Source organism: Acinetobacter sp. WCHA39 (assembly GCF_002165385.1).
GTDB lineage: Bacteria > Pseudomonadota > Gammaproteobacteria > Pseudomonadales > Moraxellaceae > Acinetobacter.
Genome location: NZ_NHRP01000039.1, coordinates 1 through 25595, shown reverse-complemented (window position 1 = coordinate 25595; position 25595 = coordinate 1). Strand labels below are relative to the sequence as shown.

General features: G+C 37.0%; 28 protein-coding genes. 20 read left to right on the top strand and 8 right to left on the bottom strand.

All coding sequences use genetic code 11. From position 1 onward, the window contains the following. Window positions 1-57 precede the first annotated feature (57 nt). The 3 genes from CDG56_RS14665 to CDG56_RS14655 all read right to left on the bottom strand — a co-directional run bounded on the left by CDG56_RS14665 (window position 58) and on the right by CDG56_RS14655 (window position 1684). Window positions 58-447, bottom strand: a complete 390-nt coding sequence (locus CDG56_RS14665) for a hypothetical protein (protein ID WP_227519079.1) — start codon at window positions 445-447, stop codon at window positions 58-60. Between the two features lie 310 nt (window positions 448-757). Next, window positions 758-1153 (bottom strand): hypothetical protein, encoded by a 396-nt coding sequence (locus CDG56_RS14660; protein WP_005000189.1) that lies wholly within the window; start codon window positions 1151-1153, stop codon window positions 758-760. Window positions 1154-1378: 225 nt separating this feature from the next. Continuing rightward, complete coding sequence (locus CDG56_RS14655) at window positions 1379-1684, bottom strand: hypothetical protein (RefSeq protein ID WP_005000193.1); 306 nt, start codon at window positions 1682-1684, stop codon at window positions 1379-1381. Between the two features lie 387 nt (window positions 1685-2071). On the opposite strand from CDG56_RS14655, the gene CDG56_RS14650 reads away from it, so the two are divergent. Beyond that, window positions 2072-3100 carry a hypothetical protein gene (locus CDG56_RS14650; protein WP_005000195.1) on the top strand — a complete coding sequence of 343 codons (1029 nt, stop codon included), beginning with the start codon at window positions 2072-2074 and terminating at the stop codon, window positions 3098-3100. Between the two features lie 640 nt (window positions 3101-3740). Here the strand turns inward: CDG56_RS14650 and CDG56_RS14635 are convergent. The 3 genes from CDG56_RS14635 to CDG56_RS14625 are packed head-to-tail and all read right to left on the bottom strand — an operon-like array spanning window position 3741 to window position 5087. Then, window positions 3741-4145: a hypothetical protein gene (locus CDG56_RS14635; protein WP_005000449.1), complete on the bottom strand. Its 405-nt coding sequence runs from the start codon at window positions 4143-4145 to the stop codon at window positions 3741-3743. Continuing rightward, the gene (gene parA, locus CDG56_RS14630; protein ID WP_005000446.1) at window positions 4142-4831 is read right to left on the bottom strand and encodes a ParA family partition ATPase; all 690 of its coding nucleotides are present in this window, start codon (window positions 4829-4831) and stop codon (window positions 4142-4144) included. The genes CDG56_RS14635 and parA overlap by 4 nt, the downstream gene beginning before the upstream one ends. A gap of 16 nt (window positions 4832-4847) precedes the next feature. Next, the gene (locus CDG56_RS14625) at window positions 4848-5087 is read right to left on the bottom strand and encodes a hypothetical protein (RefSeq protein WP_005000443.1); all 240 of its coding nucleotides are present in this window, start codon (window positions 5085-5087) and stop codon (window positions 4848-4850) included. A 1621-nt stretch (window positions 5088-6708) separates the two neighbouring features. On the opposite strand from CDG56_RS14625, the gene CDG56_RS14615 reads away from it, so the two are divergent. From CDG56_RS14615 to CDG56_RS14530, 18 genes are all read left to right on the top strand, one after another. Beyond that, window positions 6709-7080 carry a hypothetical protein gene (locus CDG56_RS14615; protein WP_005000442.1) on the top strand — a complete coding sequence of 124 codons (372 nt, stop codon included), beginning with the start codon at window positions 6709-6711 and terminating at the stop codon, window positions 7078-7080. Continuing rightward, the gene (locus tag CDG56_RS14610; RefSeq protein WP_005000439.1) at window positions 7067-7486 is read left to right on the top strand and encodes a hypothetical protein; all 420 of its coding nucleotides are present in this window, start codon (window positions 7067-7069) and stop codon (window positions 7484-7486) included. Before CDG56_RS14615 ends, CDG56_RS14610 begins: the two co-directional genes overlap by 14 nt. Window positions 7487-7493: 7 nt before the next feature. Next, complete coding sequence (locus CDG56_RS14605) at window positions 7494-8579, top strand: type IV secretion system protein (protein ID WP_005000437.1); 1086 nt, start codon at window positions 7494-7496, stop codon at window positions 8577-8579. Then, a complete protein-coding gene (locus CDG56_RS14600; RefSeq protein WP_005000436.1) occupies window positions 8579-9367 on the top strand; it encodes a VirB8/TrbF family protein in 789 nt (262 codons plus the stop codon). The genes CDG56_RS14605 and CDG56_RS14600 overlap by 1 nt, the downstream gene beginning before the upstream one ends. Before the next feature lie 14 nt (window positions 9368-9381). After that, a complete protein-coding gene (locus tag CDG56_RS14595) occupies window positions 9382-10119 on the top strand; it encodes a TrbG/VirB9 family P-type conjugative transfer protein (protein WP_005000435.1) in 738 nt (245 codons plus the stop codon). Window position 10120: 1 nt separating this feature from the next. Then, on the top strand, window positions 10121-11500 hold the full coding sequence (locus CDG56_RS14590) for a TrbI/VirB10 family protein (RefSeq protein ID WP_005000433.1): 1380 nt from the start codon (window positions 10121-10123) through the stop codon (window positions 11498-11500). A 15-nt stretch (window positions 11501-11515) separates the two neighbouring features. After that, a complete protein-coding gene (gene virB11 / locus CDG56_RS14585) occupies window positions 11516-12553 on the top strand; it encodes a P-type DNA transfer ATPase VirB11 (protein WP_015060713.1) in 1038 nt (345 codons plus the stop codon). Next, window positions 12522-12851 carry a hypothetical protein gene (locus tag CDG56_RS14580; protein ID WP_004999338.1) on the top strand — a complete coding sequence of 110 codons (330 nt, stop codon included), beginning with the start codon at window positions 12522-12524 and terminating at the stop codon, window positions 12849-12851. The genes virB11 and CDG56_RS14580 overlap by 32 nt, the downstream gene beginning before the upstream one ends. 3 nt (window positions 12852-12854) lie before the next feature. Beyond that, entirely contained in the window at window positions 12855-13307 is a 453-nt protein-coding gene (locus CDG56_RS14575) for a hypothetical protein (protein ID WP_004999340.1), read from the top strand. Between the two features lie 81 nt (window positions 13308-13388). Further along, window positions 13389-14636 carry a lytic transglycosylase domain-containing protein gene (locus CDG56_RS14570; RefSeq protein WP_017480463.1) on the top strand — a complete coding sequence of 416 codons (1248 nt, stop codon included), beginning with the start codon at window positions 13389-13391 and terminating at the stop codon, window positions 14634-14636. Beyond that, window positions 14633-16150, top strand: coding sequence for a type IV secretion system DNA-binding domain-containing protein (locus CDG56_RS14565; RefSeq protein ID WP_015060710.1), 1518 nt, complete (start codon window positions 14633-14635; stop codon window positions 16148-16150). The genes CDG56_RS14570 and CDG56_RS14565 overlap by 4 nt, the downstream gene beginning before the upstream one ends. Window positions 16151-16168: 18 nt before the next feature. After that, on the top strand, window positions 16169-16369 hold the full coding sequence (locus CDG56_RS14560) for a hypothetical protein (RefSeq protein ID WP_004999346.1): 201 nt from the start codon (window positions 16169-16171) through the stop codon (window positions 16367-16369). Between the two features lie 44 nt (window positions 16370-16413). After that, window positions 16414-17124, top strand: a complete 711-nt coding sequence (locus CDG56_RS14555) for a lytic transglycosylase domain-containing protein (RefSeq protein WP_017480462.1) — start codon at window positions 16414-16416, stop codon at window positions 17122-17124. Window positions 17125-17134: 10 nt separating this feature from the next. Further along, window positions 17135-17428, top strand: a complete 294-nt coding sequence (locus CDG56_RS14550) for a TrbC/VirB2 family protein (RefSeq protein WP_017480461.1) — start codon at window positions 17135-17137, stop codon at window positions 17426-17428. An 11-nt stretch (window positions 17429-17439) separates the two neighbouring features. Then, window positions 17440-20151: a VirB4 gene (locus CDG56_RS14545; RefSeq protein WP_015060708.1), complete on the top strand. Its 2712-nt coding sequence runs from the start codon at window positions 17440-17442 to the stop codon at window positions 20149-20151. After that, on the top strand, window positions 20148-20789 hold the full coding sequence (locus CDG56_RS14540) for a type IV secretion system protein (RefSeq protein ID WP_004999358.1): 642 nt from the start codon (window positions 20148-20150) through the stop codon (window positions 20787-20789). The genes CDG56_RS14545 and CDG56_RS14540 overlap by 4 nt, the downstream gene beginning before the upstream one ends. 62 nt (window positions 20790-20851) lie before the next feature. Further along, on the top strand, window positions 20852-21313 hold the full coding sequence (locus tag CDG56_RS14535) for a hypothetical protein (protein WP_015060707.1): 462 nt from the start codon (window positions 20852-20854) through the stop codon (window positions 21311-21313). A 199-nt stretch (window positions 21314-21512) separates the two neighbouring features. Then, on the top strand, window positions 21513-21995 hold the full coding sequence (locus CDG56_RS14530; RefSeq protein ID WP_015060706.1) for a thermonuclease family protein: 483 nt from the start codon (window positions 21513-21515) through the stop codon (window positions 21993-21995). Here CDG56_RS14530 and CDG56_RS14525 read toward each other — a convergent pair. Together CDG56_RS14525 and CDG56_RS14520 are read right to left on the bottom strand one after the other, a co-directional pair. Beyond that, complete coding sequence (locus CDG56_RS14525; RefSeq protein WP_015060705.1) at window positions 21992-23704, bottom strand: zeta toxin family protein; 1713 nt, start codon at window positions 23702-23704, stop codon at window positions 21992-21994. The genes CDG56_RS14530 and CDG56_RS14525 overlap by 4 nt on opposite strands. A 183-nt stretch (window positions 23705-23887) precedes the next feature. Further along, window positions 23888-24112: a hypothetical protein gene (locus CDG56_RS14520; RefSeq protein ID WP_015056389.1), complete on the bottom strand. Its 225-nt coding sequence runs from the start codon at window positions 24110-24112 to the stop codon at window positions 23888-23890. Window positions 24113-24263: 151 nt separating this feature from the next. On the opposite strand from CDG56_RS14520, the gene CDG56_RS14515 reads away from it, so the two are divergent. After that, on the top strand, window positions 24264-24911 hold the full coding sequence (locus CDG56_RS14515) for a recombinase family protein (protein ID WP_004993315.1): 648 nt from the start codon (window positions 24264-24266) through the stop codon (window positions 24909-24911). Window positions 24912-25595: the final 684 nt, after the last annotated feature.

Below are 25595 nucleotides of genomic sequence, written 5' to 3'. Positions count from 1 at the left end.
TACCCCAACAAAACAAGGTGGCTTAACTAGAGCGGAATATCACTTATAAATACGCTTTTAGTTGTTCAAACAAGTGGGACCACCTCTCTTAGATACCACTTGATAAAATTCTACGTTGGTTTGTTCATAGCCCCAGCATGTAGATAAAATATCGCCTACCTGTAGTTCTTCACGGAATTTTTTTAAACGCTCTGCGGTTTTTTCTTTGTTCTGTAATTTTTGCTCATATCTTGCATTACATGATTGGATACTTTCCCCAACGGCTTGTTTTAAACGCTCAATTGTTCTGTAGTGAGTATTGATAAATGGTTTTTTTGCTTTTGCTCGATACGCCTTACATACAAGCATTTCAGTTGATACAAAAAAAACCGAACCGTCTTTAGCAGTTAAAACCAAACTGCCCTCATAGAACATTTGACCTTTTTCATTTTGAGTAAAATTTTTCATTTTCGAGTACCTTTTGTATGAGGTCGCCAATCGACCTGATAAATACATTATACCTAAATTGATTTGTGAGTACAAAACAATATATGTAAACAAGTGTAAAACTCTAGGCGGTATCAATAGAGCAAAGTGTCTACTTTGCGAACTGAAGAAATATAAAAATTCTTCCCTCCCTGATTACCGTTGCAAGGTTCAAGCGAAGCCGACAAAATCTGTGATTTTGTCGAGCTGACCGCAGAACCGCAACTACTCCCCTTTGCCCCTAAGCGGGACTTACAAAGCAATCCCGCAGGGTTGCGACTAGGGCAGGGGGTTAATAATCCCAACGGCTTGCAACTGATCTAAAGTAAATTGATTTTTCATAGCCTAGTTTTCTTTCTACTGAAAACTTCCAACGGTTTACCGATGGCTTATCTATTCCTGAAAAATAAATAGGGTTAAAATTTGGTACTCGATAAACCTTTCTTTTTTTACAGCTCGGAATGCAATTTAAAATTTCATCTGCAATCATTTCATTATCACATTCAAAAATTGCATCACTGCCCGCTTTAATCACTTTGCTTTTTTCTAGTACCCCATACCAATTAAGGAGAATATAAAAGCGGTATATATGGGAAATATCAACGCTATATAGCCCTTTCATATCTTTGTATGATTGAGCTGTTTCAACTATAGGCAACTCTAACGAAAGTTGTTCTTTACTGGTCATAACTCAAAGCCTTTTTTATTAGATCGCCAATCGACCTGACAAATATATTATACCTATATTGATTTGTGAGTACAAAACAATATAGGTAAATTAATGTAATAGCGTTATGCGCCCTGATTGCTCTTATTTTTCGCTGTAGTGGGTTGTTTCCCTTTCCTGTGGTTTTGGTCACTCCCGATCTGAACCAAGCCCGCAGGCATTAAAAAAGCCCCTTGCGGGGCTTACTTATGTTTGCTTTAGATAGGTAAAGTAAAAGTCTAAAATTTGTTTAAATAGATTAATTGCTTCGTGATGTGCTTCAGCAATATTGGAATGTTCATGGGTGAAATAAAACTCATGTGGTGCTTTATCTATGTAGATAGTAATAATGTTTGCATCTTGCATTTGACAGTTTCCAAAGGACACGCAAAATGTACCTTTTGGACTTTCAAGATAGGCTCTTGAGTAGTAATCGAAGTTTGCTTTTTCAAAAGCATTTAGTAGTTCAATAACTATTTTTTTAGTATCCAACTTTGTGAAAATATTGTTCATAATTAATCACCTATTATTTAAGTCGCCAATCGACTTAATAAATACATTATACATATAATGATTTGTGAGTACAAAACAATATATGTAAACTTTTGAAATTATTATTACTGCTATACTAATTAACATTAATACGCATAATATGATTTGTGAGTACAATACAACTTAGGTATAATATTAGCTCGAAAGTTTACGCACGTATTGGGAATGCTTCAGCATACCCAATGCTAAGTAAAGCTTTGAGCAATCAACCGACTGTAGGCAAGGGCTACCGTTCTCGCAGGCATAGAGGGCGATAGTAGAAACACTATATATAGTGGCTAGTAGGTATGAGATCCGCACTAGATATAGTGTTATAGAATTACTTAATTAAAAGCAGGGCAGGGCTTCATGGCGAACTTATCTAATGAATTTGCAATACCTTTAAAGGTCGTTACTGCACGTTGCCAACACTTGAAAGCAAGTTTTAAGGGTATCTTTAATAAGATTGAATCAAAGGCTATCAAGTATAAAAACGATGATAAAAAAATTAGTTCTTTGGTCACTTGGGATGATTGGATATATGCAGGCTTAGACTGCTATGCTCCAGACTGGCAGAAAGGTTTAAATGTTGGTGATGCAATTCCCGATCATCTAATCAATAATTTGCCTTGTCCTACTGGTGAACTGGTCACGCTCGGTTCTTGGATGCTGACAAAGAATATTTATAGATTTGAAAATGAGGTAGCAACTGAACTAACAAAAAGTAAATTTGAGGGCAATTTGCCAAACTTTTTGATCAATGTTCCTGAGCTGTGCATTTACGTTCAAACTGATAATTTTGATTTGCACTTTCAGCAATCTAAAATTTATGGAGTGATATTTACCTTAACTGAACTTTGCTATCAAAAAGTTTTAGTATCTACGATTTTTCTTGATACTGGTTTAACTCGAACAATCGTCTTATTAGTCAATGAAGAAAAAGCTATAGAAGATTGTTTATCAGATTTCATAGATGAATTTCATGATGACCGTTCAATATTAGATGAAAATGAAATAGATCAATACCAATCCCTACAAAAGCAACTTATCAATATTTTGCTTTGGTTCAGTTTATCTAAGCCTGATTATGTCCCATTGCTTCCTGACAACCATAAGGAAAGGGTAGGCGTTCAGACCGTAAAGCGTGTGCCTAGATTATTTGAAGCCCAAAAGTACAAGCCTTTTATTGCAGGCAAGGAAATGTCTAAGCAGATTAAAGCCGTAAATGATCAATTAACTGAATATTCTAAACAATCATCAAAAGTACACCGCAGACCACATTTAAGGCGGGCGCACTATCACTTGTATTGGTATGGGGCAAAAGGTAGTTATGAACGATACGATTTTAAATGGATACCTATAACTTTAGTTGGCGGTACTATAAAAAATATGGACTGACCTTTTTGACATTTCCCCCGCACTCATAACCCACTTAAATCATTCAATAAAGTAGATGCCTGGTCAAGACTGCATACTTGCAGTTTTGACCAAGCATCGGAATATGATTTTTCACAGTAAGAGTTTTGGCCAAGTATGGACCAAGCAATGAAATTGCAAGTCCATACGTGCTAAAACGGTTTTAATTAATAGGGTAGGGCGGTTTTAATGGCGGGAAAACATAGAAGATAGACTGGCATAAGTAATGCCCAAAAGTAGCAAAATTCCACGTATTCGCAAAATTAGAAAACAGAATACAAGCATACTTAACCAAAAAAACTTAGTCCCAGTTAAGCTAGGGAAAAAGAACATAATAATTGCAGGCATTAAAAAGCCAGTGATGATAAGTACCCTGATTATAATTTTCTGCATGTCAGTCCCTCCAAAGACAAATAAGCCCCACTTATTGGCGGGGCGGTATTTCTAGCAACTTAAAAATATTAGATAGATAGGGTCGCTTATTTTGGCTCTCCAATTCATTTATAGCGTACTCAATTGCAACCTGATCTACCTGTGTAATTAGGTAATCAAAGTTTTTTTGATCAATTTCATTATTTATGATCACCTTATTTTTTAGATCATTTAGGTTCATATCAAGCCCTTAATTTTCATCAAGCTTTAATAAGTTTTCATTGATAAGCCAAGCCGATAATGCCTGTCTAATTTGGTCACTTCGGTTGATACCATGAACAGCCTTAAAGCTGTTTATCTTCACATCATACAAGTGATTAATGGTGTAGATTAATTGCTTAGAATTACCCTTACTTAATTCTTCACTGTATGGCGCACTTGGATTGTTTAAATAGAAGTCCAAAGCCGATCTAGCAATATCTGCTAGTACGACTTTTCTTTTATCCGCTACTTTCTCGATCTTTTTGTATAGATCGGGATTGATCTTAATTTTTTGAATTTTGTCAAAGTTCAAAGAATTAACAATGTGAGCCTTTTCATTTGCAATATGGGCATTGCTACTGGTCACAGTAGCATTGCCTTTAGGTGCTTTCATTCAGTCATTCCCTCACGTTGTAAAATTTCATCAATTAAAGCATCGACTTCGGCAATTGCTTTCTTATCCTGTTTCCCATGATCATCTTTATATTCATAGATAGACAAGCCCTCGCCCAATGAACGTGAAAAAGCAGTTCGTAACGCAATCTTAGTGTCCAAAATTGGTAAAGGGTAACTTTCAGCTAACCACTCTTTAACCTCATTAAAGACCTTAGTTTGTGGGTTTACGCCACTCAATAAAAAGTAAGCTGAAAAATCACGATAGCCCTTAATTTCATTGATTGATTTTAAGGTTTCTTTAGTAGCCCAAGCATCCAATGGACTTGTCGTATTTGGAACGATCGCAACGTCACAAGCTACAATAGCAAGGCGTGTTAATTCTGACTGTCTGCCTGCGCTGTCAGTGATTACAAAGTCATATTTTGATTTAATTTTAGCAATCTCTTTGGCTAAGTTGGTTTTTGGTACACCAATAACAGTAAAGCCTAAATCAATATCTGCTTCTTCACGTACAGTAGCCCAGTCAAGTGAACTAGCTTGCGGGTCACCATCAACTAACAGTACGTCATACCCACGTAGAGATAAGCCCATAGCTAAATTAATTGAAGTCGTTGTTTTAGATACACCGCCTTTCTGATTAACCAATGCTATTACTTTAGATAATTTTTCAGTGTTATTGCTCATGTTCTTTTCCTTTAAATTAAGTATTGTCTGTTGTTTTTACTGATCGTCTGCTTTCAGGAAGAATGCCTTTATCGACCATTGAATTAATTAAAAAATCTGTTTGGCTTAAATTGTTATCTTTGCAGAATTTAATAAGTTTCAACTTATCTTCATGGTTCATACGTGTTTGAAATCTATCTTCTTTGACAACTTCTTTAACACTGTTTTGATTACCAATCATTGTTGATCTTGTCTTACCTTTAGTAGATTTAATCATAGGTATATTCCCTAACTATTTATACATATATTAATTTGTACTCACAAAACAATCAAGGGGTATTTTAGATACTTTTGTAATTGTTCTCTATTGTTCTAATAGTTTGTTATTTAAAGTCTTTATAAGTAAAACTATATATAAGCAATACTTATATATGTACTGGGAATAGGCGCTATTACAATAAGGCGCTTATCTGCTTCAACCTCACAACCTTAGTCGTTTTCGCTTCGCTTCAACCGCCTTGCGGTTGGTGAGATTGAGCAGATTTCGGCAATATTCACCCTAGATAGCCTAAGCAAAAAAAATTGCTTAAAATGGCTATCTTGAATATTGCCGTTGTAGCATTGCTGTCGGAGCCGACATCGCTTTCAATCGACACTGTATGCCAATGTAAGGGCATAACAGCAAGTGAGTATTTAGAGCCTTACAGCTCCCCTGCACACGCATTAGCTCACTCACTAGGTCGGCAATCTCAAGGAGGGTTTCCCCAACGTCTTATTTATGCCAGTTCCTAGCGTATTCCCTGCGTCCCCGCCTATTGTGCGTTCATCAGCAAGCGGGCGTTTTACACTGGCTAGGTGCTTAACTCTTGCGTTGGTGATACTGCCGTCACTTGTATCCTCCTGCTACACCAACCGTCTTTAAAACTCTATGCCATTGTTGACCCATTTAAGGCAATGCACTTACAAACATAAAGTTTTATAAAACACAGGAGTAGACGAAGCTCGGCAAATAAACAATGCGCTTATTTGATACACGAATAGACACTAAATTAACGAAGTTTTTTCATTGTATGACTTGCAAAATCTAATATAAATGCAATAATAGAGTTCAGGTACAAGCCTTTCAGGTGAAATCATAACGGTCGCCAAACCTTATGATCTTCGTTAGATGATGTTTACCGCATCAAATAACTGTGTACCGAAGAATATAGAACATAGCCCCGATAGTTGCAAGACTATCGGGGCTTTTTCTTTGTGCGCTATTTCACAATTTCCCTATAACAATCAAAAACTTTTTTTTGCTATTTATTGAAATATCATAGAGTTATAACTCTAAATCACCCTAAATAAAGGGTATCACCACACGCTTAATTATTATTCATAAAATCAAAATAAATTAACTATCGCCCTCTGTGCCTGCGGGAACGGTAGCCCTTACCTACAGTCGGTTGATTGCTCAAAGCTTTACTTAGCATTGGGTATGCTGAAGCATTCCCAATACGTGCATAAACTTTCGAGCCTTTATACTCAATAGTAAAAAATTACAATTAAGTGATTGAATATGAATACTTAATAATAAGAGTGTTATCTTTTTGTTTACCATTTAAAACAGTTGAAATGGTTAGATTTTAGTAAACTTGTTCTATTTTTAAACTTATAGAGTTATACTGTTATAACTCTATAACCGATAAGGCTAGAACTATGAAAAAAATCTTCGTCACAATGGGCATTTTGAGCCTAACAGCACTTACAGCCTGTGCCACAAATACATCATCACAAAAGGGATTAAAAAAATCACCATGCGCTTGCGTATATCAACCAATCCCAAGCGCTGAAAATCAAATCTCTGACCCATTCGCTCAAGTAACTAAAACGGTAAAAACTGGGGGTAATGTCGTATGAAAAAACTATTACTTCCGATCGCTACGGCTTTAGTTTTGACGGCTTGTTCTGACGAGCCTAAAGCGCCTGAAGTGAAAGGGGATGACTATGTAGGCGTTTGGATGAACCCAATAGGGCAACAATCGCAATCAGCAAATGACGTAATTATCAATGATCGAATCATTATTGATAAAAGCACAACTAAAGACGTTTACACCGTCACTATTTTAGCTAAAGGCGTTTTTACAGACATGAAGTTTAAACCTGATAACGGTTTGCTTTGTGCGCCTAACGATGCTTGTTTTCAGCTTGTAGATGGAAAGCTAAAGCTTGGTAGTGAAAGCGGTGTTCTAACTTATGAGAGAGAACAGCAAAATGGAAATCAATAAAATTAAACTCGGTCTAGCTTCTGCGGTTGTCGCTTTAGGTCTAACTGGCTGTTTCACTTCTAAGCCTGACATTTCAGGCGTATGGGTTCCCGAACACACTCCAAAATCTGAATTTTTTTATTCGTACTATGTGATTTCTGAAGCTGATAAACAGGGCAATTTCCCAGTAAAGAAAGTCAATTATCAAATCCAAAACATGAACCAATATAACCCTGCAAAGTTGCCTAAATTTACTGGTGAATCAAGCGGGGTCTTAACATTCGTTAAAGACGATACATATTGCTATGAAGGCTCTTTGGCTAGTGATTGTTTTGTCTATTCAGACGGAAAATTAAGAAAATCAGATACACAAAACTTTTTCTTAAAGACTTCAAAAAACCCGCCCGAAATTCCAGTAATTCGCTGAGGTCACTATGAAAAAGATTATCTATGCTTTCTTGCTTCTGTTTAGTTTTTTTAGCTTTAGCTCGGCTTATGCGGTCGATAACTTTACCAATCCACAAGATTTAGGCAATGGCAGTACACCTACTGGGACGACTGGCGGTTCTAACGGTGCGTATAACTCTAATCAAATATCGCAGAATGTATCTGAAGTTACCAAAAATGGTATGTCTGAATTAGACAAGGTTGTTGATAGTCTGATTACTGGTGTTGATAAAAACATTAAAGACAATTTGCAAGGTTACTATCAGAAAGTCACAGCTCCAATCATTCCAGTTTTTGCAGGCTTTATCATTATTTGGATTTCGTTCCAAGCTATTAAAATGATGTTAGGCATGGCTGTAGAAATTCAGGGTGTGATAGCCACTTTCGTTATTATGCTGTTGATTTGGTCAATCGTATTTTCATGGGATGCTTTCTTTCCATACGTTGCTGAAGTATTCCTCGATGATGTACCGAACCTGATTACTGAAATGACAGGTACAGATTCAAAAACAACATTGCAGTCTTTTGTATCTATTATCTTTGAATCTATCGCATTAGCTTTTAATAACATTGATACAGGTATTACCAATGTCGTTTCGGGCTTCTTCTTTGTCCTGATCTATAGCTTGATTTTTGGTTTAGCCTGCATTGTCTGCGGTTTATTCTTCTTAATTTGGATTATCTGTAAAGTCATTATTGGCATTCTAATCGCAGTTGCACCGATTTTTCTTGCATGTGCAATGTTCCCTGCAACTCGCAGATATGCCACAAACTGGCTACAAGCAATTTTAACCCCTCTTGTTGTTCTTCTTTTGCTGATTGTGAGCTGTGACTTAGTGCTTACTTCAGTTGTCGCAGGCATTCAAAACCTTAATGAAAACGGCAGTACGTTTACTGGGGCTTTCATCATGGTAATTGTTTTGATCGTTGTTATTGGGCTGTTTTGGCTTGTTCCAAAAATTGCAATTTCTTTGGTCGGCAGTGGCTTTGAAGCTTCAACCAGTGCGACTTCAAGTATCACCAGTTCAGGCACCAATATGGTTAAAAGTTTTGGTCGTGGAGGTAAACGCTAATGACACCACAAGAAAAAGCGCAGTTAGACGCTCAAATTAAAGAGATTCAAGACAATACTAAAAAGTCTGAAAATCGTAACGGTAAAATCACTATTTGGGTTCTTGGTTTGGCGACCGTTCTAGGTATAGGTAATGTTGCTCAAGGTATCGCAATTAAAGGATTAACACCTTTAAAACAACCAGTTCCTATGATTGCTGTAATTGATTCTGAAACTGGAATTATGACCAGTGTAGAAAAGTTTGATTCAACTACTGACCCTAAACTTATTGAAAAATTAGTGACCTCCTACTTTTGGGACACTATCAGCAATCGCTATGGCTATTACGGCAAAGTTGGTAAAGACCAACTTTCTGCACAGTACAGCAAAGCTTCTATTTTCTTAGATAGCCAAGATCGTACCGACTTTGAAAATGAAGTTAGCGGAATGAATCAAAACTCACCTTACAACCAACTAGGTGAAACTGGCTCAATCACTCCTAAAGTTATTGCTGTCAACTTTCTTGGCAACAATAAAGTTCAAGCCAACTTTAAAACAACCGTTATTAAAGGTGCTGAAATTCGCCAGTACAGCTACACAGTGACGGCTGACTATATCACTGACAACTTTGACGATCTCAACGTAAAAGATCGTTGGATTAACCCATTTGGCGTGAAGTTTAAGAACTGGAACTTAACGCAAAACTCATCAAATGATGCGTTAGTTACTCAAAACCCAGTTACTCAACCATTGCCTAAACCTGAAGCAAGCACTGCTTCTGAGCCTGTGGCACAGACTTCTAATAATTAATAAGGTAATCGGATATGAAAAAGACCCTTATAAGCATTTTACTTACAGCAACGTGCATTGCTTCAGCGCCAACTTTTGCTCGTCAAATTCCTGTTGGTTTGAAAACGGATAACCGCATTAAAGTTGTTCCGTATTCTGAAAGCCACGTTGTTGAACTATCAACGACTTTTGGTATTTCAACTACTGTCGAGTTTGGAAATGAAACTATCCAAACTGTTGCTTCAGGTGACACGATTGGATGGCAAATAATCCCACAAGGTAATCGTCTATTCATCAAGCCTGCGGAAAAACCACAAGCAGGCATGAACCGTACAAACTTAACCGTAATCACTGATAAGCGAAATTATTACTTCAATCTATTCAATAGTTCACAACCAGTTTATGTACTGCGCTTTAACTATGCAGATGCCAATAGAACTAATCGTTTATTGGCACAACAAAATGCACCTCGTCCCGCTTTAGGTGAACTGCCTATGACAAGCCAAAAATGGGGAATGGATGCCACTAAAAGCAAATCTATTAAAGTTCTTGGCGTAAGTGATGATGACCAATTCACATTTATTCGTATTGCGAAAAATTCACCTCGTCCCGCAGTTTATGCGGTTAATGGTGAGGGATACGAAGAACTTACCAACTCAAGACAAGAGGGGGATGTAATCGTGATTGAGAAAGTAAACGATGCTTTCACTCTGCGACTTGGCAAAGAATACGTTTGTATTCTCCGTAAACCTGAAGTGATTGGAGGAAAATAAAATGACAAATGAAAATAAAAATTTGGGTAACGATGACTTTAAAACCCAAGATAACTTCAGCACTGAAAATCATGTTTTCCATGATGAAAAAAAAGAACATGGTAAAGATGATTTTGAACGTCAAGATGCTTTTGAGAATAAGCCTAAAACGTCTGTTAAAAATATAGACATAGGCAAATTGGTTAAGTTCGGTGGCTTACTAGCCCTCATTATTGGCTTGGTAATTTTTGGCGTTTATCTGAAATTGCAAAAGAACAAAGAAAGCCGTGTAGAAAGCGGTGTAGAAAGTGCTGTTGCTAAACCAGTAACAGGGATGGACGGCAGTAATTTTAATGGCATGGATAGATTCGGATTCGGAAATCCGCAACCAATCCCAACTGCGACTACCCCTGACCCTGTAAACCCTACTGAAAAAAGCCCTGAACAGCTCGAAATGGAGCGTCAATTAGCTGAACAGCAACAACAACTAGCAATGCAACAAGAGCAGGCTAGACAAGATGCTATGGCTAAAGAACAAGCCCTTTTAAACGCCCGCTACAAGTCTGGAATCATGGTTAATGAGAATGGCGGTAAAGGTGGCGGTGTTAGCCCTAATGGTGATGCTAGTGCAATGGCAGGCATACCGCCTGAACTTGCACCGTTATTTATGGGTATGCAAGCTTCACAACAATCTAATGCCAATGGCAACCAAGCGGGTGCAAGCAATGTAAATCCACGCATTGCAAATAGCACTGCGGGTTCTATGGGTGGTCGTTTTGATTCAAGCACTTCTAATCAAAAAGCGCCTATTGCTCATGCAAGTTATAACGCTGATCGTAGAATGCTTATACAACAAGGCAAGATCGTAGATGCAGTTTTAGAAACTGCTGTTAAAAGCGATTTACCAAGCAACATTATTGCTCGTGTAACTAATGATGTTTATAGCGAACAAGGACGTAATCGTTTACTGCCTGCGGGTACTCGTTTATTCGGTCAATACTCATCAATTGTTAATGACGGACAAGCAGAAATCGGGGCGGTTTGGAATCGTGCAATCACACCTAATGGCGTAGAAATTATGCTCGATAGCCCAAGCACTAACAGTCTTGGTATCGCAGGCTTAGGCGGTAAAGTGAACAACCATTATGGGCGCATATTCGGAACAGCTACTTTACTTAGCATTATTGGTGCGGGTGTAAGTAATGCAGGTGTTAGCAGTAGCGACCAAAACAATGCTTCACAGACTTATCGTACTGAAGTTGCAAACTCATTCGGCAATCAAGCTGACCGTGTTCTACAACGTAACTTGTCAATTCCTCCGACTATTACAGTCGCTCACGGCACACGCATTAAAGTTCTAGTTGCTAAAGACTTGGACTTTTCAACTATTTTAAACCAATAAGAAAGGCGCTTAATTATGTCAATCCTTGTACTTGAAGATTTGAAAAAAGCTTTTGGTGATGATCTTGATAATGATCAAATTACTGAAATTTCAGTTAATAAGCCTTTGGAATATTTCATTGCTATGAAAGGTACAAGGGACATGATTAAAAAAGAGAATCCTAACCTTACCTATGCGCTTTTGAAGCGATTAGCCGAAGGCATTGCAACTGAAACCAATCAAACAATTTCAGAAGCACAGCCTTTGCTTTCTGCTCAAATTGCATCACCGCAACATGAGGGTTTATTTTTCCGTATTCAATTTGTCCGTGACCCTGCCGTAACTGGCGGGTCGATCGGCTTATCTATTCGTAAACCAAGTATTTTAAGTCTGCCATTTTCAGCTTATGAGGAAGTTTTAAATTCTGTTGAACCATTTGCAAAAATCACTGCAAAAGATCAAGAGCTATTCGATTTATACGAAGCCCGAAACTTTCATGAGTTCATTCGTAAAGCGGTGGGTTATGAAAAAAATATCATTATTTCTGCGGGTACAGGTTCAGGAAAAACAACTTTTTTTAACTCCATTATTCATGACTGCATACCACTGGGCGAACGACTAATCACTATTGAAGATGCTAAGGAGTTACGCCCTCCGCATGAAAATACGTTGCAACTTTATTATTCAAGAGGTGGACAGGGTAAAGCTAAAGTCGATGCACAGTCATTAATGGAAGCTTGCCTGCGTTTGTATCCAAAACGCATTTTACTGGGTGAGATTCGAGGTGCTGAAGCATTCACTTATTTAAACCTAATTTCTTCAGGGCATGGCGGTTCAATTGCGACATTACATGCCAATGACCCACTTAATGCTATTGAGCGTTTAACGCTTATGGTTCTTATGGCAGGCACTACATTAACCAGTGACCAAGTTAAATCTTTTGTTAAACAAAGTGTAGACATTATTGTTCAACTTGGAAGAACAGAAACAGGCGGTTATGGCTGTTCAGCTATTTATTTTAAAGCTTATGAGGATTTCAAAAATGAAAAAACACATTTTTCTAGCGTTGCTTAGTTTAGCTAGTGTTGCCTGCTCATCTAAGGGCTTGGACGGACAATACAATCGTATTGATCAAACAGCATTTGAGAAAGAACAAGGCATGAGTAGCGGGCTTATCGTTGCCAATAAAGGTACTCAAGTTACCTTAAAAAACTCATGGGGTGATGTTGCATTATCGGCTGTAGAGAAAGATAAAAAAATGGTTGTTCAATATAACAATCAAGACGCTTTCTTAATGGAACAAAAGGGCGGTGTTATTACTCTGACCGATGTTGATAACCCAAGCCAAGCATACAAATTTAAAAAGGACTAAGCCATGAAAAAAACAACTATTGCTCTTTGCGCCTTAATTAGTTTGTCTGCTGAAGCACAGTTACCGCAGACATTTACCCAAGTTCTTCAGTCATTTGCTCAAAGCAATAAATTAACTTATGTGCCTGAAGCTCCCAATCAAGGGAACTATGTCACTTATAAATTTTCAAGTGATGCCAGTTGCCAAAACGAAGCATGTGCCGATCTTAAAGTTTATTACAGCATTGACCCTGCTTGTGTACCGCAAGAAGTGGGGTTATTTGGTGAATTGCCAGTAAGCATCCCTAACGCAAAAGCATTGTTTGTATCTCCGACCATTTCTGACAATACAAGCCAAGCTCACGACTTCATGCGAGTTCAAGCAAATGGCGGGTGCTATGAGTTATCAATGGGTGAACAAGGCTCACACTATAAAACCTTAGTTGATCTAGCTAACCGTTTGGCTGTGGCTAAGTGATGAAATAGCAACGGGCCAAGTTTAAACAGGTAACGTAGTTCCTGGTTAAACTGTCCTCGTTGCGGTAGAGGAATAATGAAAATGAAATTAAAAAAACTATCGCTACTGGTACTGGTAGGTTTAAGCGGGGCAACTATTGCTTCAAATTTACCTTACAACGATATTGTGACTTCAGCTTCAGCTAAATATGGATATGACCCGCTTTTAATTCATGCAGTAATTCAAAAAGAATCTTCGCATAACAATACTGCTAAGTCAGGCGTAGGCGCTCAAGGTTTAATGCAACTTATGCCCGCAACGGCTCGTTCTTTGGGCGTTACCAATCCCAATGACCCCACACAAAATGTTAATGCGGGTACTCGTTACCTGAAGCAATTAAATCAGCAATTCGGCAACATGCCCCATGCACTCTATGCCTATAACTGGGGTATGGGTAATTTACGTTCGTATCTGAAAGGTAATAAAAAAGTTATGCCTAAAGAAACGCAAGACTATGTGCCTAAGATCGCCCAGTTTTATAGAAATTATGGCGGTACTGGTTCATATTTTGGTGGCAACGTAATTAAAGGCGGGACTACTTCAGGTGGCAAGCCTGCAACGACTGGCATAGAAAACAGTAATCAGAAGAAGATACAAGCCAAGCTAGAAACACAAAGCGCATGTAAGCCTGTAAAGCTACCTGAAGCAGAACAAGTTGATATTGATTCACCTATCAACCTACCGCCTGTTCCCCCTGTAACTGGTGGCGTAGGTAAAACAGTTTTTGACCCGACAAAAAATGCCGATGCAGTTCTACAAGTTCAAGAATTAATGAAGCAGATTCAAGTCTTGAAAGGGCAATATGACAGTGTGACTAAAGGGCTTGCAGGGCTAGGACTTCTTACCAATGTGATGCAAATTGCAGGCTTTGAATTGCCTAATGGCTTTGATGCTCAACCGACTAATATTTTCAATACACCTAAAGAGCAAAACGCCTACAACGAATTGCAACGTCAAATTGCGACCAATACTGGTGTATATGCAAGCAAGGAATTGGCACAGATTCAAAACATAACTGCAAGCCGTGTAAACACAGCTTATGTAGACGCTGAAGTAGCTTGGACACAAGTAAATTGTAATATGCAAAACCTAAAGTCGTTGGCTCAAGTAAGTACCAATACGTTAAAGCAATCAAAAGACTTGGCGAATGCCCTTGCTATTGAAAACAGTATGTTGGTAGCCAATCAAGCGAAGCTTAAAGCTAACATGCTCATGATGCAGTCAAGCATGGATTCTTATAAGGTCGCTTCCCATCAAGCCGTTCAAAAATTCTTGGGGACAGTAAAATGAATGATCAATCGCAAAAAATCTTCGGTCACGCTGTTTTAGCTGTTGTAATCACTGTGATTACAACATGGGCTATTTTTTTACCGAAGTTTTTTATTATCCCAAAAGATCATAAAGTCCAAGCTATTCTTTATGCAATTCCATTGACGTTTAAAACGCCTTTATACGTTTTAATATTGCTGTTGGCTTTGGTTATTAGTAGTGCTTTGGCTTGGTTTTATTTTCAAAACAATAAAACACCTTTTGGGGGCGAAAGATACGTTCGTGTTCTTCGGGGCTTGCAATTAGTAAGCCCATTCAAATTAAGAAGAATGACCAAAGAAAAAGATTACCAAATCCGTTTTTGCGGTATGCCTGTTCCTAAAGATTTAAAATATAAACACTTCCTTTTAACTGGTGGTACTGGTCAAGGTAAGTCAGTTTCAATCAGTGATTTTTTAGATTCTTGTGTTGCTGATTCTCGCAGTAAAACCCGCTTAATTGTGGTTGACCCTAACGGAACTTACGCAAGTTTATTTGCTAAGAAAGGTGATGTTATTTTCAACCCTTTCGATGCTCGATCAGTCCATTGGTCAGTGATTAATGAAGTACAAAATTCTTATGACATTGAAACATATTCAATGACAATCATTCCTAAATCTTCAGACGCAAATCACGAAAATTTTAATACGATGGCTCGTACTATTGTTAAGTCTGCCATGACCAAAGTTTTAGAAATGGATGAACTTACTAGAGAACAGCAGACACAACAATTTTTAGAAATTTTATTAATTTCAAGTGACGATAAACTCAAAGAGTTTTTAGTAGGTACTCAAGCTTACAGCTTACTTGGCAACTCTGAATTAGTCGGTACTTTACGCAGTATTGTTACTACATATTTAAGCCCTCACACTCATTCTAAAATTGGTGATTTTTCGTTTAGGGATTATTTAAAGCATGGTACTGGCAATATTTTTATTACTTGGCGTGAAGATCAATTAACTGCATTGCAACCATTAGTTAGCTGTGCGACTGACGTTATTTGTAGTTCTTTATTATCTGACTTTGATAACTATTCTGATTTTATATTCTGCCTAGATGAACTCGGCTCTTTGAACCGTTTATCGTATCTCGAAGCAGTATTAACTAAAGGACGTAAACATAGACTTATTGCTTTAGCAGGCATTCAAAGTCTGGCTCAATTAATCACGATCTATGGAGAAAAATTCTCTATTACGCTACGTGGTTGTTTTTCTTCTTTTGGTGTCTGTGCTGTCAACTCTCAAGACACTTATACACCCCAAGAATATGAAAAAGCTTTCGGTGCAATTGAAGTATTAAGGAAAATGAAATCTGCAAATAAAGATTCAAGACCTGAACTTGTAAAAGAAAAAGAAAATGTAGTTAAAGCTGAAGAAATAAGCAGTCTTAAACCTCTGCACTTTTATATGAAGTTTTCAGGACATTACCCGCCAACTTTAGTAACGATGAAATACCGCACCTATGCTAAAGTTTCGGATTCTTTTTTGGCTGTATAGAAATTTTAGGGACAAGTTATGAAACGTGAACAACTTTATGTAAGTGATGAATTTTTCGCAGAAATGGACGAACACTTTTTGAGATATAAGCGTGGTGAATTAAAAGTTCCTGAAGAATTTAAGAACCGCAGACTTACCAAAAACTTAATTTATCTTATCGCTTTAGACCAGTTCTTTAAAGAGAAACATAAATTTTCAAATAGACCATTTATTGATTAAGCTAGTAGAGTTATACTGTTATAACTCTATAAAGAATAATGACAATGTTTAAAAAACTTATAATCGGTTTAGCTTGCAGTACGCCACTGTTTGTATATGCGTCACCTTATGATGATCTTATTCACAAACATTCTGTAGCCAATGGTTTAGACCCTAATTTAGTAACGGCAATTATGGCAAGAGAAAGCGCCTTTAAGCCAAATGCTCGATCACATAAAGATGCTAGGGGTTTGATGCAAGTCATTCCCTCTACAGCTCGTTTAATGGGTGTAGACCCTAGCCGATTATATGAACCTGAACAGTCTATTATTGCGGGTACTCGTTATCTCGCTTTCCTGAATAAAAGATTTAATGGTGATCTTACAAAAATGATTGCTGGATACAATGCAGGGCATGGGGCAGTTGAAAAGTTTGGAGGTATTCCCCCTTACCGTGAAACACAAAACTATGTACGCCTTGTATCCAGTAAATACCAAACACTAAATGGGGGTGGTTCATTTAAAACTTACACTGCAAATAATAACCCTACTGAAGCCAGTCGAAAAAGTGACATTCTAGTTCTCGCTTCATGGCAACAAAATCAGTACCCGCAATACTCCGCAAGTCAAAATCAAAGTACAGAAAACAATAGCTATTCAGCACAATCTGAACCTGTGCGCCTGCGTGTAAATAATCAACCAAGCAATCAACCAAACGTGCAACAAGCATCGTTTGTTCAAACTCTTAACAAAGGGCAATACGTCCAAGTATTTTAAGGAATAGATCATGAATCTTTTAAATAAACTCAATCCTAAGCAATACGCAATTGTCTTATTTGCTGTTTTTTATGCTCAATTGGCAAATGCTGCGTTTGGTCAAAAATTTGCTCAAAAGCTTAACCAATTTAATGATGAATTAGTCATTATCGCAGCAGTCGCTTTCGTGACTGGTGTTATTTGTTTGGCAATCACAATGCTTGGCGGTGGTAGTGAGAAAGTTAAGCGTTGGGGTATCGGCTTAATCGTTGCAGGTATCCTTGTTTTCGTTGCCCCTGATCTTGGTAATTTCTTCTTTAACTAAATAGGTGAGCCATGAGCAAAACCACTGAAAAAAACGAAGAAAAAGACTTGCTGTTTGCGGGTCTTGCCCGAACTGCAAGGGTGGCAAATATACCTGTAGATATTTTCACTTACTTTTTCCTAATTTGTGGTTTTGCTACGTGCTTTTTAGCACTAATTGGCAACCTAAAATTAGGATTAATAATATCGGGAATAATCTATTTATTGTTGGTTGTAGTGACCTACCAAGAAGATAGAGGGATTCAATATTTATGGTTTTCGATCAAACGTAGACTTCAGCGAACTAAAGTTTTTGGTGGCTATAGTTTTGATTCTCACGCAAAAGCTGACGATAAAAATATTGAATATAGTCAAAAGAAATTAGCGGGTGCTGAACAAATGGAAATCAATAATTTACCTTATCTAAGCCCAATCAATGAACATGATATTAAGCTAGTTAATGGTGATATTTTTACGGTTTTAAAAATTACTGGCTTTCCGTATGAAACTAAAAGCTATGCTCAATTAAAGACTTTAAAAAAATATCGTGCAGATATGTTTAAACAACTTGGCTCTCGTTTTGTTGTTAGCGTTTATTATGATCGTCACGAAGTTAAAACCGAAATACCGCCTGCAAATGGCAATGAATTTTCAGATAGTTTTAACCAAAAATATTATGAAAAACTATCTAATGAACGCATGTTTCAAAATGATATTTATGTGTCGTTGCTTGTCCGAAAATCTAACCCAAGTGACCCGCCTTTAACTCGTCTTAAAAATCTGTTTTTCAGAAGTGATAATGAAGAACAAATGATTGCCGAATTAAATAATGCAGTAAGTATGTTTAAAGAGTATCTGCAAGATGCGAACCCAAGACAGCTAGGCACTTATTCAAAAGATAGCGTTTTGTATTCTGAAACAGTGAATTTTCTCGGTTATTTATTAAACTTAGAAAAAGCAGAAATTCCACTTCATCCAACTGAAATCAGAAACTACTTAGGCTATACACGTAGAGTTTTTGCGCCTGATGGAACTATTAAATTCTATCACCCAAGCGGTGAATTAACGGCAGGGGCAATCTATAGTTTGCCTACTCCTAGCTATCCAGAGGGTAGCGATCACACCATGTTAGATGAATTTCTAAAAGTTGATCATCCTTTAATTATTTCTCAAACTTTCATGATGATGGACAGACGTAAATCTATCAGCATGAGTACAACTCGTCAGAACCAATTAAAAAATGCTCAAGACAAGTCAGAATCTCAAATTGAAGCGATTAATGTTGCCATTGATGACTTAGCTTCAGGGCGTATCTTAAACGGCATTTATTCATTAAATGTTTTAGTTACCTCTAAGACCCCATCTGAATTTAAAGAAGCAATGCAGAAAACTAGCGGGGCATTTCAGCGCAATCACATGATACCTAAAAAAGAAGATTTAATTTCTGAACCTACTTTTTACTCTATGTTGATTGGCAACTATCACTTACTCCAAAGACCCGCAACTATTAACACGACTAACTTTGCGGGCTTTGCCAGTATGCACAATAGTTCTACTGGCAAAAAAGATGGCAACCATTGGGGTGAGAATGTCATTCAGCTTAAAACGACAAGTAATACGCCTTACTACTTCAATTTCCATGAACATGATGTAGGTCATACTCGTATCACGACTGGTACTGGTGGCGGTAAGACTACTGTAATTAATACGCTTTTGACTGCTTCAGATAAGTTTAAGCCTTATATTTTTCATTTTGATTTTGAATATTCAGCTTCAGTTTGGATTAAAAGCATGGGCGGGCGACATACTGTTTTAAGTGAAATGGTTAAAACTGGTTGGAATCCATTGCAGTTAGATGACACGGAACAAAACCGTTTGTTTCTAAGAAATCTATTTTCTTTTATGGCTCAAGACTACAACGATAATGGTAATCCAAAGCCTTTAAGCACTGCTGAAGAAAACAAGATCAAAGACGTTGTAGATGCTGTTTATAGCTATGAAAAGCACCTTAGACGGCTTAGAAACTTTATTGGCTTGTTTGGTATGGCTGAAGATAACAACATGGCTGAACGCATGTCAAAATGGGTTAATGATGGGGTTTATGCCAATATTTTTGACAATGAAAGTGACAATTTCTCAATTGATGGCGCTCGAATTTTCGGCTATGAAATGAAAAATGTCATTGATAATGATGTGGTGTTAGGCGCTATGTCTATGTATATCTTCCATCAAATTGATATATCCATGTCTGAGGGCAAGCCCTTTATTGTTGTTGTCGAAGAAGGTCAAAGATATATCAGCAATCCGATTAACTTAGCATGGCTTAAAATCATGCTAACCACGTACCGTAGACGTAACGGTATGATGATCTTTGTTACGCCAACGCCTGAAGTCATTACAAGAGATGACGATCTGATCGGGCAGTTTAAAACATCAATTCTATTGCCGAATGATAAAGCGAATGTCGCTACATATATGGGTAATGAGAAAAATAATGGCTTAGGCTGTACTCAAGCAGAATTTGATTGGGTTGTGAATACACCGCCTTATTTACGCCAATTTATGATTAAAAACTCGCATGATTCAGTTATTAGCAAATTAGATTTAAGCAATATGTCTGAAATTATCCCAATACTTTCAGGCAATGAGTTAAGACACAATATTCTTGAGGAAATATTGAGTAAAGATGAAAACTTGACCTACTCCCAGTGGGTACACGAATTTAACGAAAGGGTGAAATCATGAAAATGAATAAAATAAAAATGTCGGCTGTAGCTTTTGCTTTAGCCTTTACTGCCAACACAGCAAACGCTTGGGACGTTGTATTCGACCCGACAGCCGTTGCAAATATGGTCAAGCAATTGGTTCAAATGCAACAGCAATACGAGATCATGAAGAAACAATATGAAAGTACGACTGGTAATACTGGTATCGGAACTTCAGGCGTTAAGAATGTGCAAGACGTTGTTTCAGGCTCTTGGCAAGACGTAGTAGCCAATCAAAAGACTGGCTCATTTGGTAATGCTCAAAAGGCTTATGACAAAGTGCTTACTACCATTGGTTCAGATGGTATGAATCAATTGCTAGGCAATGATCAATACAAGCGAAATTACAACACGGTTAAGACTGGCTTTGCTTTCAGTGATGCTTCCTATAATGCTTTAAATGAGCATGTAGCAAACTTAACCACACTGAAGAACAAAATTAACTCGACCCGCAATATTAAAGAAGCCCAAGACTTAGCAAATGCCATTGCTATTGAACAAGGTTATATCAACTCGATTGGTGCTAAATTGTCGGCTGTTCAAACTAACCTTGCATCTAACAATGCTTCAAGCGGTGTGACCAGTACGCAAAGCTTTAAATCGTGGTTTGGTAACTAATTTCATCACAAGCTAACAATTCAGGTTGTTAGCTTTTTTTTGTCTAAATTTTAGGATTATCTATGAAAAAAATCATAATCCCTGTATTAGCCTTAATCGCTTTCAATACATACGCTGAAACAGCACAGAATGGCACAGAAACGCCAGTTGCTATAGAGGCTAGTCATACATCACTGACCACTAAAAAAGGCGAAATAGAGGTTAAAAAAGACGGAAAAACTGTATCTGTTTCTAAAGTACCTGAAAGCCCTTTAATTAATACAGTCACAACTACACAAACAACTTCAAAAGCGCCTGAAGCTAAAAAAGTAGTAAAAGAGATCCAATCTGAATCAGTCAAAGAACCTGTAGTGATTTATCAAGCCAGTGAAATTATGCCTGAGCTTAGTCAAGCCGATCTTGACTATATCAAGGCTGTAAATTCAAACGATAAAATCAACTCAATTGAAAGCAAGATCGTTAATAACGAAGCGATTAGCAAAGAAGAATTGAAGATTTTACGCCAAAAGAATCCAAACTACTGATTGACCTTTTTGACAATTTCCTCGCACTCATAACCCACTTAAATCATTCAATAAAGTAGATGCCTGGTTAAGACTGCATACTTGCAGTTTTGACCAAGCATCGGGATATGATTTTTCACAGTAAGAGTTTTAGCACGTATGGACCAAGCAATGAAGTTGCAAGTCCATACGTGCTAAAACGGTTTTATGGTGAACCAAAATGAATAAGCTTTTTTGTATTACCCTTTTTTTGTTTTCAGCATACTGTCACGCTGATTATTACGGCAAAGTCACTTACGTTTTAGACGGTGATACTGTGAGTATCACAAAACCAAACAACACTAAATGGCGGGTTAGACTGTCATTCATAGATGCCCCTGAAGTTGCCAATAATGCTAAAAATTCGCCTACACAGCCTTATGGTCAACAATCGAAACAATATTTAATGTCTATGGTCTTAAACAAAACGGTACTCGTTAAAGAGCATGGAACTGATAACAATGGTAGGTTTCTTGGTGAGCTGTACTTGAATAAATTAAATGTGAATAAAGCAATGGTCGCCAGTGGCTACGCTTGGGCTTATCGCTACAATCTTCCTGATAGAACATACATAGATTTAGAGAATAATGCTCGATCAAAAAAAATCGGGTTATGGAAAAGTCCTAACCCGATTAACCCCTATGACTGGCGAAAGAAATATTAAAATTTCATGCCTGAAGTGGGCTTATCCTGCTTTGGGCTTGACTGGCTTAACTCCTGTACCCTTGAAGCAGATAAAGATTTAAATGTTGTTTGCTGTGCTATCACTCTCTGATCTACAGCCTGTTTTACTTCAGGATTGGTTTCATAGCGTTTCACATATTGATCACCATAGCGGGCTTCAACACTTCTGATTTTTAACTCTACATTTGAATTGTTATGAACGCCTGTTGCATAGGTTTCACCTTTTTTAGTTGTGTGACCTGTGATTTTAATTTCAGCGTCTTTAGGTAAATTAGTGGTTTTAAATAAACCATCTTTTTGACTGTATGCTTCATTGAGCTTGATATAGTCACCATGAGCAACGGATAGCCCATTAGCTGACTTAGCAAAATCAGCACCCAATTTCCCCTCTTGCTTTAGCTGTATTCGGACTTCTTTAATGATTTGGTGTTTATCTAGCTCTGGGGCTTTGCTTTGAAATTGAGATACTTCAGCCTTACTATCTCCTTTCACTTCAGGCGCTTTAGGTTTATTTGATAGCTGTTCATCTACTTTCATTAAAATTTTATTTTCAAGGTTATTTAACTTTTCTTTAACCTCCATATAAACCTGTAATGCCGTAGATTCAGGTTGTTTTGAATCATGATTACCGATCGGCTTATCGAGCATCATTTCATTTTTAGTAACATTGATTAACTCAAGATGATCTCGATTTTGACGGAACATAACTAAATTGTCCTCGCCATCAACTTTGATATTTTTAGATAAATAACCATCTTGTTTTTCAAAATCATCTTTGGCAACAAGTAAGTTGCTAGTTAAGTTACTGACTATTTTTACGTCCATTTTCTCACCTGTACTTTCATCAACTTGGGTCACTTCACTAACCAGTTTTTGATTATTCAATTTAAGTCTGTCACTTTCCTGAAGCCCCTTTACAATCTCAACCTCTGTATATGGGGCAAAGCGTGTTTGCATTGCTTCTATTACTTTGAACCATTTATATTCATGCTGTTGGCGCTCCTGATCTGAAAATGGTCTTTCCCTTTCAGCTTTAAAGTCCTTTTGTTCAATAGCGTTATAGTGACGGTCATAAACGGTTAGCTTGTCTACTATGGGTTCATCTTTTAACTGTTCTATTGTGTTTTCTAGCTTGTGATAAATTTCACTATGAATATCAATATTGACGAAACGCCCAGTTTCATACAGCGCCTTTTCCATTTCATAACGATGGTATATACCTTGTCGTGATGTAATTTCAGGCACAGCCATTATTTTTAATTCAACGTCTTTGTAGCCTTTATCTCTGAAATTTTGAACTGTATTTTTTAAGGTTTGAAAATCTGCACTTGTTTGGTCAAGAACAATATTTTTCTTATGGCTTATAGCTTCTTCAATTAATTCTAAACTCCACTTTTTAGCATCATGGTGGGTGAATCCTGAAGATGTTTTATCATCCAATTTTTGCAGTTCATTATACTTGGGGTGATAGGCTCTTAATTGATCGGGGTCAATAATTACACTCCCGCCTTTATCTTTGAACTGATCTATAGAATCTCTTGCCAACTTGCCTTTACCCGATGCAGGCTGACCGCCAGTAATGACGACTTTAGGGCTGACTATAGACAGTGAGTTATTCAGAAAATCAGCTTTAATTTTCTCAAATACAAGGCTATGTTCTTCGTCACTTAGTTTGTATTGGTTGTCCATTGATCACCCTTTCATTGTGCCTTAAAGAATGTTCCAACAAACTTATAAACTGTAGGTAGTAATATCAGTCCACAAAATCCAATAATGCCTACAGTGTTATCTGATAAGTTCTCTGAAACAAACACTACGCCCAAGCAACCATAAATCACGACTAGACTTATAATTAGCTTCAGCAAAAAATTTTCATTCCTGATTACTCTGCTCGCTTTTATAGGCTTCACTATGTTTCTTGATTGATTGTATCAACTGTTCTCTATCTTGCTCGTACAAGCCCTGAAGCTCCATTGAAAGAGCCTGTCTATCATCTTCAGGCAAATGTCCTGAAGTACGCAATCCTATACGGTTTGATATGCCAGTCTGTGCAATCCTTAATAATTCAGATTCGCTTAGATCATTAAAATTAATCATCGTTATTTTTCCTTATACCTGAAGATATATAACAATAGGGTATACCCTATTGTTATATAATAATACACCCTAAAAACCCTATAACAATAGGGTTGTTTTGTTAATCTAATGTGATATAACATTGAGGTTATCTAATTTTGTTATACTGGTTATGGAAAAAGAAAATTTAGATATTGAAGATCAAATTAAAAACACACCCTTTCAAAGAGTGGGGTATATCCGTGTATCCACTAAAGACCAAAACCCTGAAAGACAGCTCCATGATCTACCCTTTGAGCTAGATAAAACTTTTATTGATCATTTTAGCGGAAAGACTGCCAAACGCCCTGCACTTCAGGAAATGTTCGATTATGTCCGTAGTGGGGACATTGTGTACGCTCATGATGTTTTTAGATTGGCACGTAGCTTGATTGACCTTGTAACCATTGTTCAAAAGCTAAATAAAAAAGGAGTGTCTGTTCATATTGTCAAAAATAACCTGAACTTTACCCCCAATTCAGATGACAAGTTCGATAAGTTTCAACTCCATGTATTAGGCGCTGTAGCTGAACTTGAAAGGGGTATTATTAGTGAGAATCAAGCAGAGGGAATTAAATTAGCTAAAAAAAAGAAAGGTAAATACAAGGGAAGATCGCCTGCGATTACAGAAGAAAAACTAAAAGAGTTAATTCATACCCTTAAAAATAAGGACGATTCATACCCTTTCACTCAAATAGCTAAAGATTATGGTGTTAGTTATATGACTTTAATTCGATATAGGAAAAAGTATGCAAAACAAATTAACGCCCAGTCTGATTGACCTTTTTGACAATTTTCTCGCACTCATAACAAAAAATAAAGGAAAATTTTAAGATCAATTGGATTTAAGATATACAACAATTATGTTTAAACCTATATAAGAAAACACATTAAGCTTCTTTTATAAGGCATTTTTAAAATGATAATTCAACATAAAAGTCCCTCATCCTCGCCTTCTTTCAAAGTGAGAAGGCGATTTCAATAGCAATATGAATCACTCATTATAAACATTCATTCAGTTTAGAAATAATCTAGAGATATTATGATTAACAGCAGAATTATCGATAAAATCAAATAAGTATTGATATTATTAAAGCTCTTAAGATAATTTAACATTCGTCATTTCCCATAAGAATTTAATAAAATACTATATGGCTGACAGATAGATAAAAGACTAGGAAAAGAAAAGCAGACAAAAAAATACCATCGATAATAAAATCGGTTAAAAATGTTGCACGATGAAATTTAAATAAACTTGTAAAGCTAATAAATTAACAATTTTATATTCATAAAAACTTAAATCACAAGTTAAGCTAATAAACAGTTTTAGATATTTTAAATAAGTTCATTTTAAAAACCAAAATTTAGATTTATTGGTGATATAAAACGGCGAATTCAAACATGAGGTGCGACAGTTTCAAAAGCCATATGATAATCAACAAGCTGAGCAAATTTCTCTAATGGT